Below are 17,564 nucleotides of genomic sequence, written 5' to 3'. Positions count from 1 at the left end.
TTATTTTGGCATAATATATGAAACACTTGATGAGTGCGCCAATTCATTGCTGATCACGCGATAAGAGATTGTGGTTCCACCATAGACATTTCCTTCTGAAACCAAAATACCATTTGGACCAACGGCTTCAACAAAAGCGACATGACCATAACGAGGATCAGATCCAGCTGTTCCAGGTGCAAAAGAGATCATACTACCTGCTTTAGGCGTTTGACTGACGTTGTAACCTAAACGTCGTCCGGTATTGCCCCATTGACCACCATTTCCCATGTAGTCATCTACTTGACCGCCTAATTGACTCACCCGATTGAACACATACCAAGTACATTGTCCAACAGGATACGAACCAGAAAGATTGTAGTCACGACCGTTGTATTCTGGAAATGTCATGAGGGAGCGATACTCTTCTGGAATTTGTTCTTTTCCTTGGATAAACAAGCCTGTTTCTGTTGCGATCACTTGGTCATATTGCGTCAATCCATAGACCGCAATCAGTGAATTGATTTTTTTACTATAATTAACATCGGTCGCATAAGTGCCCGTCAAAGCATCTGCTGCCCGAAGATAGTTTTTTGATTCAGAGCGCCACACGTCTTGATAAAAAGTTGGATTTCCAGTGATTCCTCCGCGAATCAATTTGACATAATCTGCCATCGAATCTCGATAACTTGAATAGGAACGAAAGGCTGCTTGAATTTGGAATAGTTCTCCGTTGCCTTTATCTTCCATTGTTGGTAAAGTCACGCTGCTTCCTTGATAACTGCCTTTGATCCCAAAAAGGTTATAATGGGGACTGCTGGAAAGCCCGCTGTCGCCACTGCCGCTTTCAAGGATCGCTTGCGCGATTAATACAGAAGCAAAGACATCGTATTCTTGCCCTAAGCTTTGGGCTTCTTGTGCCAATGTTTCAATAAACGTCTGGGTCTTTTGATTCACTGTAAATTCGTAAGGGGCTGGATATTCAGTAACTAGCTTTTCGCCATATGTAGCCAATTCAGGATTTGATAGCCGTCTGATCGATAGCGGCTCTTCGATTGAAACCCGCTGAACTTCGATGGCAGTTTTCGTTGGCTCTTCTTGATTTGTCACTAAACTTGCTTGGTAACCATCTGCGAGGTAGATACCGATTAACTTATTTGCGTCATATAAAAGATCCCCCGGTTGTAATTGTTCAACCTGCTGTTCTTTTTCTATCCAGCTAGCTTTTCCTTCTATAACAGCTTTGATCCGTTCATTGATCCATTCGTCCATTGTCGATGGTTCTTCTAGTTCACCAATTTGCCCGATGATCTCGTAGACCAATGCCGCTTGCCATTGGGCATCATAATCAGCTAATATCGGCAAGGTGAAATCTAACAGATTCGAATCTGCAATCTTTGCTGCCCGAAAACTCTCTGGTAAATCAATGGTACGTCCATCATAAAAAGATTTTTTCAAGTGAGAAGTAGCATCTGGTGATTGAACGACAGGGTTTATTACTTGCTCAGGTGCAATAATCGGAGGTATTTTCGGCTCCTCTTTTTTTGCATTTTCAGTATTTTCGTTGCTCTCAGTTGAACTTTCATTTTCTTTTGGTGCCAATGACTCATCAATCAAGTCGGTCTCCTTTGGGTTGTTCTCTGTTTCTACTTCTAGATCGTCCGTTTCAGCATCTATTTTTTCCTCTTCCTCGGAAGGTTCCGCGGACTCTGATTCCTCTAGTTCGGTCGTTTCCGCTGACTCGGTCGTTTGTGTTGAGTCTGATTCTTCAGACGAATCAAGAGATTCTACAACGGTATCTGCTGTTTCTGAATCCATAAGCGGTTCATTTGATTCGGAGGATAACTCGGTCGAGTCCTCCGTTTGCTCTTTGCTGACGTCTTCTTGACTTTCTTGGTCTTCTGCTGCCGATGAATCTTGGTCATCAAGTTGCTGTTCGACATTTGTATTTTCTGAATAGTTATCAGGCTGAGGGCTTTCGTTCGCCAGTAATACGGGAGAAACAAAAAGTTGGCTTGCTAAAATCCCAGCACTGAATAATGTTAAATATGACTTCTTTTTTCTACTCTTCATACAGTTTCCTTTCTCTTGTTTCAGCCGGCATCCTTGGTTTTGATCAAAACCTGACGAACTGATTCAAAGTTGCTTGAATAGTTTTTGCACGAGTTTAGGTGAACTCTGTATCTTCGCGATTATTTTTGAAGCAAACGATGGATTTAGCCAGCTTAAGCAGATTTTGCTCAGCAGCGTGATCTACCATAAAAAAGCGTTAAAATCCACTGCTTTTCAACCGATTTATTCACTGTCTTCCTATCAAGAATGGAAGCTGTCATAGGCGTCAACAGCTTCCATTTGATAAGATTGAGCATCGATCATTCGGTAGATGGGACAAAACTTAACTCCCATTCAATCGTTGCTTGATAGGTCATGTTACGCGGATTTGATCCAATGGGTACTTCAAGTTTGACACTATCCCCCATCGTCCCCATATCCCCGTAGCGCTGAATCCAGGTACCGCTTCCTTCATTTGCATCCGCTTCAGCGATCAAAGCGGGTACCCCAGGATCAAGGATCATTGATTCACTATAAGTGGGAGGAATTGCTGAATTGGCGGCATTCGTCAGCATAACTGCATTTTCTAAAATAATTCGTGCACCCCGAAGTTCTTCTCCTCGATCATTACGAAATCCTGCAGCAGATAATGTCGCGTTTAGTTCCCAGCCGGTAAATTGAGCGCGACGGTCAGAAATCTGCACGTAATTTGGCCGTTCCTCAGTTACTGAGCCATCTGCACTGCTAAGACGTTGCGGCAATGCCTTGTACTGTTTGGTATCTGCACTTATTGATACATCTCCAAAGCTATACTGGGAGATGAAATCGATACTGATAAACCCTAAATGTTCTGGTATATCCGGTTTATTTTCTGGGTTCACTTCAATATCTGGCGCGATCGGATCTCGTGGATTCATTGTGGCAATCTCTTGAACAACTGTTTCAGCTGTATCGAATTTTCCATTTAAGAAAGCGTAAGCCGTCACCGTATTATGTTTTGTAAACCGATCCCCCTCGGCTAAGGTCAAGCTGAAATCACCATTTGCATCTGCTTGAAGATGAAACAAGCTGTTATCATCAAAAGAGGGTGATTGCAGTTGCGGTGCGGGAATCGCTGGATCTCCGTCAAAACGAATCACACTATAAGGTGTGGCTTTTCCCTTAATGATTCTTGAGCCTTCCAGTGCCGGGTCTTCCGTTAATGGTTCTAAATGAACCTCGACATCTGGAATATATTCAAATAGGATACGTTGTGCTCTTGTGGTAAAATTCGCGCGAAAATGATCAACGATCTCTTGTGAGATGGAAGAAACATTCGAAATCGATGACAAGGTAGAGGCAAAATTCACTTTTAAATTGAAGATTGGACTCCAACTGAAGTCTGGTTCCTCCGTCAAGTTTCCATGCCGCCATTGCTTCGCAGCTTGAATATCCACATCTAATAGCCCGCCGCTGCCGGAAATCGAAATAAGGCTACTATTTGCTGCATTTCCGGTAACCGCCCTTGTTTTCTCTAAATTGATGCGTTGTGCATCCGCAAAAGTGAAGGTTGAGGCCGAGCTCAAAAATGTCATCAAGGAATGAGAGGGATTGGTTCCGTCCGACTTAATATCCAAGACTCCTTCTTTAGCAACAATAAATGTGGCGGCACCGGCTACATGGATCACTCCGGAGGTGGTGGTCCCTTGATTCACTGCATCAATTTCGACACTGCTTTTATTTCCAATAAGCATCGTGCTTCCAGCACCCATGTAGATAATGTTATAGCCCCATCCATTGAGGCTTGTGGTACGTCCATCAGCTTTGATTACCACTTTGCTATCCTCAGACATTTCAAAGTGGGCGCCGCTAGCATACATACTGATTGCGGGGGAGTTGGCTCGGGCAGTCAAATGAAGCTCTGATCGATTACCGATATTGATCCGTCCATTCGCTATATAAATATTTGCTCCAAAAGCCTCACCGGCTGTTCCAGCTGCACGCAGAGACATCTTTGCATCATTGCCAATAGTCATACGCCCCGTTGCATAATATAAATAGATATTGCCGGAATTTATTGTCGACATGTCAACTGTTGCGTTATCAAGAATTTCCAATTGTGTTACTTCCATATTTGCTTGGTTGGTTGCATTGATCGTTTGCACACGTCCAGATCTGGAAGTATATGTCGGAGTTTGATGCGATATTACTTCGCCAGACATAATAACAGGTGTCGCTAACGAGTGGATCAACTGATTGCCCGCGTTGGTTAAATTGTGGTAACGCATTCTGGATAGATTTTGTTGCGGAATACTCATATTCGTAAAATTCATGAAGCCATAATAGTTGCCATGAACGATATCGATATTTTGGTACGTGATATCCCACGGCGTTGCACTATTGACGGTACTATCATAAAATCCGACAGCAACAGCTCTAAAGTCGATTTGATACCCATTGCCTTCGATCACAAGCGTTCGCGAAATTCCAGAAGCATTGGTCCAAATATAGGCTACCCCATTCGACGGGTTGGAAGTTGCACTTCCCGCAGCCACTCCGGAAACTCCTTGAGTAGGATTGTTTGATGATTCAAAGTCATTTACGATATTGATATAATTTACTTCTCTATTCACGATTGCCGCCATAAACTCTTGCCAGTTGGAAACATCCCGGTGACTGATTTCGTCTAACGGTGTGACAGGTTCTGTCAATTGGGCAATTGCTTCTGCTTGGTCAGCTTCTGTGTCTTGCTGATTCTCATTTAGGTTCGCGTCATTAGAAGGTTGCGTGGTTCGTTTCCCTTCCTGAGGCGTATCTGATGGTGAGACCTCTGTCTCGATCGTTTCATTATCTGCATCATCATCCGAGTCCTCTTCCCCGTCATCTTCTGCCTGTACTTCGATCGTTAGTTCCGCTTCACCTATAAAAAGTCGATAATCGCCTATTTTATTAAAGACGATAGGAATCTCGAACTCCATTAGCTCTTCATCAAAGGTAAGCGTCCATTCCTGTTCTTCTTCAGACAGCTTCTTATTCTTCACTTCTGCAGCAAATTCTTCTTCCACGATCGCTGCTTCTTTCGCTACAACTAGCGTAATCTCATTTAAAGGTTGGCTTGATACGACGAAAACGTCGATCGGTTGATCCACGACACCTTCAATCACACTAACTGGAAACTGAAAAAAAGGTTGATGGATGTCAAATTCTTTTGTTTGGATCGGTTGTGTTGCTTTATCAAGCAAGGACATATTCTGCGTTTCGTCCAACGGTTCAATCGTGTGATCGATGGCGCGGATTTCCGGCAATAGGATACTGCTCAGACTTGGAAAAAAAGTTTGCACACTTAGTAATCCAATAATGATTGCAATTATTACCTTGTGCGGGGTATTCTTCATTTCAACTTTTCCCACCTTCCTTTGCATTTTTTTTCTTATGAACAATTAGGATGATCGCAATAATTAGAAGCAAGCTGATTAGACCAGCCGTGGCGATCATCCACCAATTGAGTGACGTATCTACAGTGACATCGAGTTCATTTAAGCGGCGAGCATCTTCTGCCTCTACGCTAAATATCTGTTCCCAAGACCACTCTTCCTCTCCTGACCGCGCAGTAAGATTCAATACATACTCCCCATTACGAAAACGATCGCCATCCAAGGGAATTGGGAAATGCATATGTGAATTAGGAGCCATTTGCATAGATGATTGACTTGTTTCATATAAGATCGTCTCACCATCAACAGAACGAATTTCAGCTGTTACTTCCAATTGATTGACAAATGTTGCTGTATAATTTTGGATAACAGCACTAAATACGTTTCGGTAGTTTACTTGATCGGCAAAAACATCAAGCAGTTCCAATCCCGGATCCGTTGCGGACCGATTGTTGCTTACTACCACACCAATGACATAGGAAAATGCGTTCCGAATGCCTAATCCTTCTTCAGCAGATTGTGTTTGCTCCTCTTCCGAAATAACCTCTTTGATTCGAATGCCACCTGCCAAAACCCCTTTGAATTCCTCTTCTGGCATCGTAATCGGTAAAGAAATGATTCGTTTTTCTAATGGATCTAACAATACGGTTTCAGGCACCTCTACCAGTTCATCAATTGATGCAGGTAAAGTCGGATCAGGGGATTCTGCATCCCTGCCATATTCCACAACACCATTCACATTCGTAAATGCCGTATGGGCAGAAATTTCTATTTCGATCGCTTGATCAGAACCATTTTCGATCTCTAAAGCCAATTCATCACGTTCTCCTGCCCCAAGATTTAAATCGAAATACCCCAACGCCCCTCCTTCCAGCTGACTTTCCGGTAAGATAGGCGTCACATAAAAGTTTAATTCTGATTCTGTCTGAGCATAGCTCATTCTTGGTGAAAAAAAGAATGATAGTAGGATGACCGCACAGGTAACCGTTTTTATCCATTTCATTCTCATACGTTGTTCAGTCAAAAGTGGTTCTCCTTCCAAAAAAGGCAGGAATAATTTACTATTCCTGCCAGTTGTTTCTTGTTGCAAGCTATGATCCTTCTTACGGATTTACTGTTTCGCCGCCACTATCAACAGAAGCAGTTAGCGTCCATGTCATTTCAGCAGTATAGTTAGTTGCTAGCTGCGTGGTAGAGCCTGGTACAAATAGTTGAATATCATCATTTCTGATCATTTCGCCTTCTTGTTTATTAAGATTTTGTTCCGTCAATTTTTCCTGATCTCCCCAGTAAATCGATGAAGCGCCCGCGCCTTGACCGACCGAAGCACGCATGACAGGAATGTCTTGATCGTTGACATCTAGGATCAACGCATTTTGTTCTTCATTATTGATAACGGCACTTGGCTGTAAGTCTCGATCACCCTCGCCTTTGTTGAACACGATTTCAGGGTTTGCCAACTTGATTTTTGCCCCAGTCAAGACATCTCCTGATTCAGAAGTAAAATCAGTTAGACTAACATTTAATGTCCAACCAGCATGCGTTCCTCGGGTATCTTGCACTTGGGCAAACGATACGTACGGTGTCGTCCCTGATTGATCAGCCAAATTACGCTCATCAGCAACGATTGAATACCAACGATCACTGGTAGAAATAGCATTCTGACCAAAATCGAATGTTTGTGGTGCATAAGCAATGGTAAATGGGCCCGTTTGTCCTGGCGGTGTTGGTTCGATTGTTTCTACTTCTGGGTGCACGACTGGCGGTTGTACCACTGTTAGATCGCTTCCGTCTGAGGTAAACCCTACAACGTTATCGGTAGTCGTTTCTAATGAAGATTGGGCAAAGGCTTGAACGCCTCCTGCTAGTAAAGTGGTGGATAATACAGCGACCGTAGCTAAACGAATCATTTTCATTTCTAGTTCCTTCTTTCTTTTTTTATTCAGTACAAAACCAAGTTACTCAACCGTTTCTCCGTCCGGTCCAGCTGTTGCAGCCAAAGTCCAAGTAAGAGTTGCTTCATAAAGAGCAGCGTCTTTTGCTGTTGATCCAGGAACAAGTAACTCGATTCCAGCATTTTCAACAACCTCTGCACCTGCTTCTACTTGTCGATTGATTTCTTCCTGATCGCCCCAAACGACTGACGATACGCCAGCACCTTTTGTTTGAGCAGCAGTCAGAACCGAACGTTCACTATTTGTAGCATCTAAAATCAATCCATCCGCATGAATTTGTGGCTCATTTTCTTGGTTGCTTCCGTTATATTCCAATTTTGGCGAATTAAAACGAATTCTTGCTCCAGTCAGTTCATTATTCTGTGTTCCTGATTCAAAAGCACTTAAGGAAACTTTTAAGTCCCAACCAGCATTTGTCCCACGCGTATCTTGGACTTGAGCAAATGAAACATATGGAACTCTTTCTTCACTATCTTCCGCGTCTTTTAGCTTGTGTAATTCAGCCACTAGCTTATATTCTTGATCGGTATTAGAAATCACTTGCTCACCGAAATTAAGCGTAGGTGCGTAAGCAATCGTCAATGGTCCCGTTTGTCCTTCCGGGCCGACTGGATTGATCTCTACATCTGGACCATTAGGACCAGGATTTGGTGGTTGAACCACTGTCGCTTCGCTATCGTTTGGTACAAAGAGAACTTTCCCTTCTGTATCATGGTTTGTTACACTCTCAGTAGCGAAGGCTTCCGCGCTAATAGTAAATAAAGTTGCAGCTAAAACAGCTGCCGATGCAAATCGTACGAATTTCAAATTAATCCCTGCTTTCAAATTATTTGTCTTTTCTTTTTAACCATCACAAATTTTGATCGATGTTTGGTATATTGCACATACAATACAACCAGTACAAGCAGTAATCCAAGAAAGATTACGCCGTAAGTTCTTGTCTCGTTGGTCTTTGGTAAAATACCACCTGGTTTTGCTACCTTGTTTGGTGGCGATATATTCTCTGTAGGGCCTGCTGGCGGTGCTGGTTCGGGTTGCCCAATAGGCTCATAAACACCGGTAAAGAGCACAGAGCTTTCTGTTTCAACCGACTGCACTTCCTGAGCATTCACCGCTGCCGTAGAAATAGTTATCCCATAAAAAAGAGTGCAAAACAGAACCATACGAACTAATTTCCATACCTTTTCTCCTTTCATTCTCCCTCCTCCTCTATACTTGCCACGTCTTATAAGTGATCTTTTCAAAACAGCGTTTGCCTAAGACCCGTTAACAAAAATGATTTTGAGATCGTTTCAGAATCATTTGAGTTGTGCAACGCTTTTTCTGTCATTCGTAAAATAGCAGAGAAAGACTTATAACTTTTGACAAAGTTCACTATACTGATGATTTTCACAGATTTGAAATATTATTTTTCACCAATAGGTGAATTTTCTTATTAATTTTACGTTTTATTGACTAAAAATAAGCATTTTTATAAAAAGAAAGGGTAAAAATTTTGCGAAAGAAGCCCATCATACTAAGCTTACAAATAGCTGTCTCTTATACACATCTAGATGTGTATAAGAGACAGGTATTGGCCAGGTTCAAAGTCTTTTTCTGCTGCCACCATCGTGTTGTTGGAGCCAGAAAGGTCAGCCGATCCACCCCAGAGACTAGGGACGGCTTTGGATAAGGCTTGGATCATCTCTTTGCTAGAAACCCGACTAGCTTGTGAGCTGCCAACTTCGTAGCTTGGTAATGTTGCATCCCAATCTGCTGGCAATTCACCCGCAAAGGCTTGTTTGAATTGCGCAGCAAGTTCTGGGTAGGCTGCTTCATAGGCACGGAAGGTTTCGTTCCAAGCGGCTTCAGCTTTTTGCCCTTCATCGATCATGGTTTCTTTGAAGCGCGCGGCAACTTCTTCAGGTACGGTAAATTCTGGGTATTCCCAACCATAAATCGCTTTAGCTGCAGAAATGCCTTCGGCACCGATCGGCGCACCATGAACGGCAGAGGTGCCTTGATTTGGCGCACCGTATCCGATCACAGTCTTGATTTCGATCAAGGTTGGTTTGTCGCTTTCAGCTTTTGCTTCGTCGATCGCTTTTGAGATTGCTTCTAAATCATTGCCGTCTTCAACGAGAATGTGTTGCCAGCCATACGCTTCAAAACGCGCACCGACATTTTCTGTAAAGGCTTTTGAAGTCGGACCATCTAGGGAAATGTCATTTGAATCGTACAAGACGATCAGTTTATCTAATTTCATGTGACCCGCCATGGATGCAGCTTCTTGCGAAACACCTTCCATCAAATCCCCATCGCCACATAAGGCATAGGTATAGTGATCGATGACTTGATACTTGTCGCGATTGTAGGTTGCAGCCAAGTGGGCTTCGGCCATTGCCATACCGACTGCCATGGCGATCCCTTGTCCTAAAGGTCCAGTGGTTGCTTCCACGCCGTCTGTGTGATCGACTTCTGGATGTCCTGGCGTGCGGCTATCCCATTGACGGAAGTTTTTTAGATCCTCAATGGTCACATCGTAACCAGACACATGCAACAAGCTGTACAATAACGCCGAACCGTGTCCAGCAGACAAAACAAAACGGTCACGATCCACCCACTTGCGAGAAGTCGTTGGATTGACTTTCAAGTGTTTGGTCCACAAGGCATAGGCCATGGGTGCTGCCCCCATCGGTAATCCTGGATGTCCTGAATTGGCTTTTTGTACGGCTTCGATACTTAATGTACGAAGGGTGTTCACTCCTAATTGATCGATTTTATCAAACAATGGTAGTTCCTCCTAATTTAGGTTTTTTTTACCTTTATTACATCTTTTATTATACGTGATTCAGATGCTTATTTCAATAGCAATGAAAAGGAATTCACAATTATCTGCCGTGGAGACCTTTTTTCTTTTGAATATCTTTTAATTTCTCTGGTGTCACATCAGCACCTTCAGGATCAACGATCTTCATTCCTTCGATATGGTGACGCATTCCTCCACGAAAGGCGGTTAAATACTCGTCACGTAGAACTTTTTGTTCGTTCGTTTCTGCCTCAGTCAAACCCTCTGTTTTTTTCTTGTTGGCAAGTTCATTGATTCGAGCTAATTTTTCTTGAGATAGCATATTCGTTCCTCCTTTTCCCTCTTGATTTTACTACAAACTAGCGAATAAAAACAATAGTGTAAAAAGCGAACATTTGTTTGAATATTCGATATACCTATGGTACACTAATGTTATCAAATGAAAGAAGGTGTCAGTTTTGGCAAAACGAACAGAAAATCGACAAATCGAAATTCTTAAGTTCATTCATACCCGTGTCACTGAAAAAGGCTATCCGCCGACTGTTCGCGAAATTGGCGAAGCCGTTCAGTTATCTTCTACCTCAACTGTTCATGGCCATTTGTCCCGACTTGAAAAAAAGGGGTTGATCTTGCGAGATCCTACAAAACCCAGAGCCATTGAATTAACTTCTTCCGGTCTTGAAAAAATCGATGTTCAGCCAGCATCCATTCCGATGCTTGGTGTCGTAACTGCGGGAGAACCGATTTTAGCAGTGGAAGATGCATCCGATTTCTTTCCGATTCCGCCAGATTTAGCAAATAGTACCGGTAGTTTGTTTATGTTGACGATCCGAGGAGAAAGTATGATCAATGCTGGCATCCTTGACGGCGATCAAGTGATCGTTCGCAAACAACAAAGTGCGCAAAATGGTGATATTGTGATCGCTATGACAGATGAAGATGAAGCTACTTGCAAACGATTCTATAAAGAAAAGAATTACATTCGTTTACAACCGGAAAATGATTACTTAGAACCAATCATTTTGCCTGACGTAACGATTTTAGGATTGGTTGTTGGGTTGTATCGACATCTGCTTTGATGCTCAACGAGCTGACTAGGAAATCTTCGTTTTTACGAAGATTTTTTTTCTTTCCTCTTTACAAACCGAACAAACATTCGTATAATAAGTATACAAACATAAGTTCGTATTATTTAAGGAGTGAATGAGATGAAAGCAGTTCGTCGATTTGGTTTTATGTTATGGGTTTTATTGATGGGTATTGTTATTGGCTATTTTGGCGTTCTAAGTGCTGTTCTGATTTTTTGTCCTCTAATGATGCTTTGGTTCATGCTATGGGATGAAAAGAAATTCCGCCAAGCAGAGCGCAAACGTAACCGCCATTATTATCACGATCATGATTTTTATCGTTACGAACCATGATCCTTCCCCTACATACGCCATAAGGCAGAAGAAACAAAAAAGGACTCCTGCGAGTCCTTTTTTGTTTCTTCTTTTTTAGTATTCCATTAACGTCTTGATTTCAACACCTTGGATTTTATCTCTTCCATGTAAATCCATTAGTTCGATCAAAAAGGCACAGCCCACAACGATACCGCCTAGTTTTTCTACGAGTTCAATCGTTGCTTTGATCGTTCCGCCAGTTGCTAGTAGATCGTCACAAATCAGGACACGTTGTCCTGGTTTGATAGCATCGGCATGCAACGTCAAAACATCCACGCCATACTCTTTTTCATACTCTGCTTCAATGGTTTCCCGTGGCAATTTGCCTTTTTTACGTACTGGGGCAAAGCCGACACCTAACTGGTACGCAACTGGGCAACCAACGATAAATCCGCGGGCTTCTGGTCCTACCACCATATCGATGCCTTTTTCTTGTGCATACTCAACGATCTGCTGTGTCGCATAACGATACGCTTCTCCATCAGCCATTAGCGGCGAGATGTCCCGAAAAATAATTCCCTCTTGGGGATAATCCGGAATACTAGCAATATACTCTTTTAAATCCATTTTTTTTCCTCCTAGACTGTCAACCACTGACGTAGGGTTGATAAATCACTCATTAATAAAAATTCTTCTGTTTTGATCATTTTTTGTCGTTGCTGATACAAATGACTCTCTGTCAGCGGACGAGAAACAGGATCAGCCGTTTTATTCAAAACACCATCTTGTATTGTAACAAATTCCAGCTCAGAAAACACCTGAATCATAAAAATAAGTAATTTTTCTGGAATTTTTAGATAGTTAGCGACCATCTTTAATTTGTAGCGAATATCCAAACGAGGCTGCTGCTTGATCAATTGAAAAAGCCGACCATATTGCTCTCTGGTGCCTACCCCGTCTAAATAGGCATCTTCCGTCGAGTAAAACACAAACGCAATTCTTGAAGCATGAAGCGCTTGAACGACCTCTTTGATCACAGCAATATCAGCAGGACAATCTAAAAACGCGATCTCTTGGAACGGACCAGCACAAAATGTATCTTTCACAGCAGCCACCGAGTCGAATAAGATCGTTTGTCCACAAAATCCTTGCAGCTCTCGAGGCAGTTTCTTATTGAAAACGACCCCTAATGTTTCATTTCCCAGAGAGACACCTTGCCGACTCCTTTTCGAACGATAATCAAACAACTGCAGCCCTTCCACTGCAAAGTCATCCAACATCAGCTGCGGTTTTTTGTTGCCATTCCATTCATTGATTGAAAGCTGACCAACGATCGATAGTCGATCATTTTCAAACTCTACTGAGTCTTTTCCAAAACCAAAGCCAATCACATCTAGCTGTAGATTGGACTCATCTGTCATCACTAACTTCAAGTGCTGGTTTTCGGTACCAATCTGGCGGGCATTTTGAGTCGATAAATTGGAAAACAGAAATTTCGGTAACGGATTGTCCGTTCCGAAAGGCGCTAAAACGTTTAAAGACTCAATAAAGTTGATCGATACTTCCGCCAATGGCAGTTCCTCATCGATCGCTAAGGGGATTCCCTGACTAAGATCAATTCCATTTTCTTCCACATAGCGATTCATCTGAGCTTGTAACATGTCCAAATGATCAATCGGGATACTTAAGCCGACCGCCGCATGATGACCACCAAAACTGGTAAACATGTCTTTCATCGTAGCCAACATTTCAAATAGATTCAACGCAGCGACACTTCTACCTGACCCTTTTGCTAACCCATTTTCTTTTTTGGTCAAAACGATCACGGGCTGTCCGGTACTTTGCATGATACGTCCAGCTACGATTCCTAAAACCCCTTCGTGCCAGTTATCACCTACGACCAGATGAACATGATTGGCAGGGTCGATTTTTTCTTGCGCTTCTTTCATGATTTCTTCAACGAAAGTTTTTCGCTGCTGATTGATCGTATCTAATGTCTTGGCTAAGGTTACTGCTTCTTCTTCATCAAATGTGGTTAACAAACGAACAGCAGGATTAGGATCTTCCAACCGACCAATTGCATTGAGGCGGGGGCCAACAGCAAAACCAATATCGGTTTCGTTGACTGTTCGTTTTTTCAACCCACTGACCGTCAACAACTCATTCAAACCAAGCCGATCAGTTTGTTGGATCATTTTCAGGCCATTGCTGACTAGTAGTCGATTCTCATCTGTCAAAGAAACCATATCAGCAATCGTCCCAATTGCAACAAGGTCCAGCAGTTCGACGGGCACTTCTTCTAATAGGGCACAAGCCACTTTAAATGCGACACCGACTCCCGCTAAATCACCAAACGGATAGTTTCCTTCAGGGTGACGGGGATGAACGATGGCAAAGGCTTCTGGGAGTTCTGCAGGAAGTTCATGGTGATCCGTCACGATCACATCGACCCCTTGCCCTTGAGCATAAGCAATTGCCTCATGTCCAGATACCCCATTATCAACGGTGATGATCAATTGAGTCCCTGCCGCAATTTTATCTTGATAGACAGTTATGTTGGGACCATACCCATCTGAAAAGCGATTGGGCAGATAATATTCAGCTTCAGCCCCTAGCAACTCCAGTGTTTCTTTTAATACGGTGGTGCTCGTAATCCCATCTGCGTCATAGTCGCCATAAATCAAGATCCGCTCACCATTTAAAATGGCTTCATGGATCCGTTCCACGGCCTTATCCATATCATGAAAGAGAAACGGATCATGAAGGTATTGCAGATCCGTTGATAAAAAAGCGTCTAGCGCTTCTGCTGTTCGAATATTTCTTTGCCATAGCAACGCGCCGATGCGCTCAGGAATCTTTCTTGCTTGGATCAATTCTTTAAATACAGGGGTAGCTTCGCTATCTTGCGGTCGCACCCAATGAAAATTTGCACGTTTCACCAAATCACTCCTAACTAGGTTATTATAGCAAAGTTTATGTAAAAAGGAAAAACAACGAAAGAAACAATTTATTTTTTCATGTCACAAAAAAGAGCTTGCAGCGAACGATGCGCCGGCAAACTCTTTTCTTAATTGCTCTCATGTATTCTAGGCTTGCGATTCAAAAGACTTCATTTCTTCATCAATCGTTGGCGGCGTTGAGGCGCCTGCAGCACGTGACGAAAGTTGCGCTTCTTGATCGTCGAGTTGTTGCTGCCTAGCTGCTAACTCCGCCTGCTTGTTGGTATATTCTCGTTCCAAGGCTTCTCGTTCATCTTGCAGAACTTTCTCGTTATTCGTGCGATAATCCGAGAGCTCTTTTCTCAATTGTTTTAGTTCTTTTTTTTGACGGAACATTGCACTTGTGGAAACCAGCAACAAAATCAATGCGCCTAACAAAGCAGAACCAATAATGACTAAGATCAGTGGCGATTGAATCGTTGTGAAGCCAAAATTGATCGGAACAGTCATATTGTTTGCAACCGCAAATAAAACGATCACTAAAATCAGTAAAATACCAACGATAACACGCCATTGATTTTTCATGGGTTTCAACTCCTATTTTTTGTTGAACATCGTTCCTGCCATATAATCCCCGATTGCAGGAAACAGTGTATACAGTTTTGCTGCCGCCCCTAAAATATGTGGGCGATTGATTTCTCGTTTTGGATGAATCATGGCTTTGACGATCGTTTGTGCCAATTTGTTTGGTTCAAGGACAAGGCTGCCCACCGATGATAAGTAACTACCGCTAGGATCTGCTTGGTCAAAGAATGCCGTTTCGATCGGCCCTGGGTTGACCGTTGTTACGTTAATCCCCAGTGGTTTTAGTTCTAAACGTAAGGCGTTAGAAAAACCAAGTACAGCAAATTTCGTTGCAGAGTAAACTGCGGTCTTCGGCGTAGCTATCTTACCCGCAATTGAAGCAACGTTTATGATATGACCATGCTTTTGTTCAGCCATTTGAATCGCAACTTGCTGAGTCAAAACCATCATCCCAAGTACATTGACTTCAAACATATTACGGATGACCGCAGGATCCATCTCTGTAAACTCTTGAAAGATCCCGTAGCCAGCATTATTGACAAAGACATCGATCTTTCCGACTTTCTCACTGATTTTTTCTAATAAGCGCTCCACGCTTTCAGGATTTGCTACGTCCAATTGAAACGCATACGCTTCTTTGCCGCTTAATTCCATACATTGTTCTTTGACTTTTCCGATCAAATTCGTTCTCCGGGCACAAGTCACGACGATCGCACCACGTTTTGCGGCTTCATAACAGATTTGTTCTCCAAGTCCGGCAGAACCACCTGTTACAACGACAACTTTATTCTCCAAGTTCATCTGATTCTTCCTCTCCGGCAAAAGGGATCTCGACAATATCAAAATCTTTGACGATCAACGTATTCGGAAATACTTCTTTTGCTTCATTTACTAAATTTGTAATATCTTTGCCAACATAGCGCGCGCTGATATGGGTCAATAGCAAACGCTTGGCGTGAGCTTCTTGGGCAACTTCAGCAGCTTGTCGCGTCGTCGAATGAAAATAAGCGCGAGCCAACTTGGCTTCTTCTTTGTTGAAGGTACTTTCATGTACCAAAACATCCGCATCTTTCGCTAAAAGCACGGCGTTTTGACATTTACGGGTGTCACCTAATATTGTCACGATCCGTCCTTTTTTGGCTTGACCTAAAAAATCTGCCCCATTGATTTGACGACCATCATCGAGGGTAACTACTTCACCTTTTTTCAAACGTCCGAAGACAGGACCAGGTTTCAGCCCAAGTTCAAGCAATGCTTGCACTTGCAACTCCCCTTGATGGCTTGCTTCGACAATACGATAGCCAAAACTATCAATCCCGTGATCAAGGCGCAGACAAGATACTTCAAATTGCTGATCTTTAAAAAGAATCCCTTCTTCTTCAATCTCAAAAAAATGCAATGGATAGCTGACTTTCGTCTGAGAAATCCGCAAAACGGTTTGAATGTATGCTTTGATCCCCTTGGGTCCATAAATCTCTAGAGGTGTGTCTCCGCCTTGAAAGGAGCGGCTGCTGATCAATCCTGGCAATCCATAAATATGATCACCATGAAGATGGGTAATAAAGATTTTTTCAATCTTTCTCGGTCTAATCGTAGAATGCAAGATCTGCATTTGTGTCCCTTCGCCACAATCAAAAAGCCAAACGGCATTGCGTTCATCTAATAATCGTAACGCAGTGCTGGTCACGTTTCGATGTTTCGCAGGCACTCCAGCACCTGTTCCTAAAAATTCTAATTCCATAAGCTTCTTTCCTTTCATCTCTTTCCAATTTTAGCGGAAAAGAAATCAAGTTGCAATTGAAGCTTGCGGTTTTTATTTCTCGGATTGGCTATCGGATTCATCGTTATGGGAATTTTTCCAATCCTCTTGAACACGTGCCTTGGTGGATTCTTCGACTTTTTTGGCCGTCTCGATCTCTGCCTCGACATCATCGTAGTCAAAACGAGTGATGTCACCGCCTAATTCATTCATGATCAGTTGGTTCAAAGGACGATTGTCCTCTTCATCGGCAATCAATAATAACCCCGTATCGCCTACACCAATTTGGTTTCCGACGTGTTCGAAGAGCATTTGCGCATTTTGGATCTCTTTTGCGTCACGAGTAGCACCGATCATACTACCGCCAAACCAGCCCAACATGATTCCCAAAGGCCCACCTAACACACCAACGAGCATCCCGATCAAACCACCAGTTGATGTCTTATTGTTTCCAGTAAAATCAAGAAAATCCTCGACTTTAAATTGATGCACGCCTTCATTGGTGTGGGTAAGAACCGCCATTTGCTCTCCTTTGATCTTTCGTTCCATATGCATCCGTTTCACTTCAGAAAAGGCTTGATACGCTTTGGCACTAGCATCAAAGTTCATTACAATGACTCGTTTTGACATAAAAATCGCTCCCTTTGGTTTATTTGTTCTTTTCTTTATTTTAACAGTAAATCATTTAAATGAAAAAAGAAACCAAAAAGAC

The 17,564-nt window shown here is 42.7% G+C and carries 15 protein-coding genes and 1 pseudogene; 2 read left to right on the top strand and 14 right to left on the bottom strand.

Going from position 1 to position 17,564, the window contains the following annotated elements:
• The 8 genes and pseudogenes from A5877_RS00080 to A5877_RS00045 form a co-directional block, all read right to left on the bottom strand.
• Positions 1–2,052 (bottom strand): glucosaminidase domain-containing protein, encoded by a 2,052-nt coding sequence (locus tag A5877_RS00080; RefSeq protein WP_086316107.1) that lies wholly within the window; start codon positions 2,050–2,052, stop codon positions 1–3.
• 299 nt (positions 2,053–2,351) lie between these two features.
• Positions 2,352–5,405: a WxL domain-containing protein gene (locus tag A5877_RS00075; protein ID WP_254907403.1), complete on the bottom strand. Its 3,054-nt coding sequence runs from the start codon at positions 5,403–5,405 to the stop codon at positions 2,352–2,354.
• Position 5,406: 1 nt separating this feature from the next.
• Positions 5,407–6,534: a DUF916 and DUF3324 domain-containing protein gene (locus A5877_RS00070; protein ID WP_005236047.1), complete on the bottom strand. Its 1,128-nt coding sequence runs from the start codon at positions 6,532–6,534 to the stop codon at positions 5,407–5,409.
• 13 nt (positions 6,535–6,547) lie between these two features.
• Positions 6,548–7,360: a WxL domain-containing protein gene (locus A5877_RS00065; RefSeq protein WP_086316105.1), complete on the bottom strand. Its 813-nt coding sequence runs from the start codon at positions 7,358–7,360 to the stop codon at positions 6,548–6,550.
• A gap of 42 nt (positions 7,361–7,402) precedes the next feature.
• The gene (locus A5877_RS00060; RefSeq protein ID WP_034872689.1) at positions 7,403–8,206 is read right to left on the bottom strand and encodes a WxL domain-containing protein; all 804 of its coding nucleotides are present in this window, start codon (positions 8,204–8,206) and stop codon (positions 7,403–7,405) included.
• A 14-nt stretch (positions 8,207–8,220) separates the two neighbouring features.
• Positions 8,221–8,595 carry an LPXTG cell wall anchor domain-containing protein gene (locus A5877_RS00055; RefSeq protein ID WP_005236050.1) on the bottom strand — a complete coding sequence of 125 codons (375 nt, stop codon included), beginning with the start codon at positions 8,593–8,595 and terminating at the stop codon, positions 8,221–8,223.
• Positions 8,596–8,969: 374 nt separating this feature from the next.
• Positions 8,970–10,169 (bottom strand): annotated as a pseudogene (locus A5877_RS00050) (transketolase family protein); the annotation flags it as partial.
• 100 nt (positions 10,170–10,269) lie between these two features.
• Positions 10,270–10,509, bottom strand: a complete 240-nt coding sequence (locus A5877_RS00045; RefSeq protein ID WP_086316104.1) for a DUF896 family protein — start codon at positions 10,507–10,509, stop codon at positions 10,270–10,272.
• A 136-nt stretch (positions 10,510–10,645) separates the two neighbouring features.
• Here A5877_RS00045 and lexA point away from each other — a divergent pair, with 136 nt between their 5' ends.
• Both lexA and A5877_RS00035 read left to right on the top strand, forming a co-directional pair.
• Positions 10,646–11,266 carry a transcriptional repressor LexA gene (gene lexA / locus A5877_RS00040; protein ID WP_008381880.1) on the top strand — a complete coding sequence of 207 codons (621 nt, stop codon included), beginning with the start codon at positions 10,646–10,648 and terminating at the stop codon, positions 11,264–11,266.
• A gap of 129 nt (positions 11,267–11,395) precedes the next feature.
• Positions 11,396–11,608 carry a hypothetical protein gene (locus A5877_RS00035; RefSeq protein WP_005236082.1) on the top strand — a complete coding sequence of 71 codons (213 nt, stop codon included), beginning with the start codon at positions 11,396–11,398 and terminating at the stop codon, positions 11,606–11,608.
• A 75-nt stretch (positions 11,609–11,683) separates the two neighbouring features.
• Here A5877_RS00035 and A5877_RS00030 read toward each other — a convergent pair whose 3' ends face one another.
• The 6 genes from A5877_RS00030 to A5877_RS00005 all read right to left on the bottom strand — a co-directional run bounded on the left by A5877_RS00030 (position 11,684) and on the right by A5877_RS00005 (position 17,482).
• A complete protein-coding gene (locus A5877_RS00030) occupies positions 11,684–12,196 on the bottom strand; it encodes an adenine phosphoribosyltransferase (protein WP_005226167.1) in 513 nt (170 codons plus the stop codon).
• A gap of 11 nt (positions 12,197–12,207) precedes the next feature.
• A complete protein-coding gene (gene recJ, locus A5877_RS00025; RefSeq protein WP_061054150.1) occupies positions 12,208–14,508 on the bottom strand; it encodes a single-stranded-DNA-specific exonuclease RecJ in 2,301 nt (766 codons plus the stop codon).
• A 147-nt stretch (positions 14,509–14,655) separates the two neighbouring features.
• Positions 14,656–15,093, bottom strand: coding sequence for a lipopolysaccharide assembly protein LapA domain-containing protein (locus A5877_RS00020; RefSeq protein WP_086299461.1), 438 nt, complete (start codon positions 15,091–15,093; stop codon positions 14,656–14,658).
• 12 nt (positions 15,094–15,105) lie between these two features.
• Positions 15,106–15,894, bottom strand: a complete 789-nt coding sequence (locus tag A5877_RS00015; RefSeq protein ID WP_016612306.1) for an SDR family oxidoreductase — start codon at positions 15,892–15,894, stop codon at positions 15,106–15,108.
• Positions 15,878–16,834 carry a ribonuclease Z gene (gene rnz / locus A5877_RS00010; protein WP_034872611.1) on the bottom strand — a complete coding sequence of 319 codons (957 nt, stop codon included), beginning with the start codon at positions 16,832–16,834 and terminating at the stop codon, positions 15,878–15,880. The genes A5877_RS00015 and rnz overlap by 17 nt, the downstream gene beginning before the upstream one ends.
• Positions 16,835–16,906: 72 nt before the next feature.
• On the bottom strand, positions 16,907–17,482 hold the full coding sequence (locus A5877_RS00005) for a DUF456 domain-containing protein (RefSeq protein WP_005236092.1): 576 nt from the start codon (positions 17,480–17,482) through the stop codon (positions 16,907–16,909).
• Positions 17,483–17,564 lie beyond the last annotated feature (82 nt).

Source organism: Enterococcus sp. 3C7_DIV0644, from assembly GCF_002141235.1.
Lineage (GTDB): Bacteria > Bacillota > Bacilli > Lactobacillales > Enterococcaceae > Enterococcus_D > Enterococcus_D entomosocium.
This window is presented reverse-complemented; position numbering and strand designations above follow the sequence as displayed.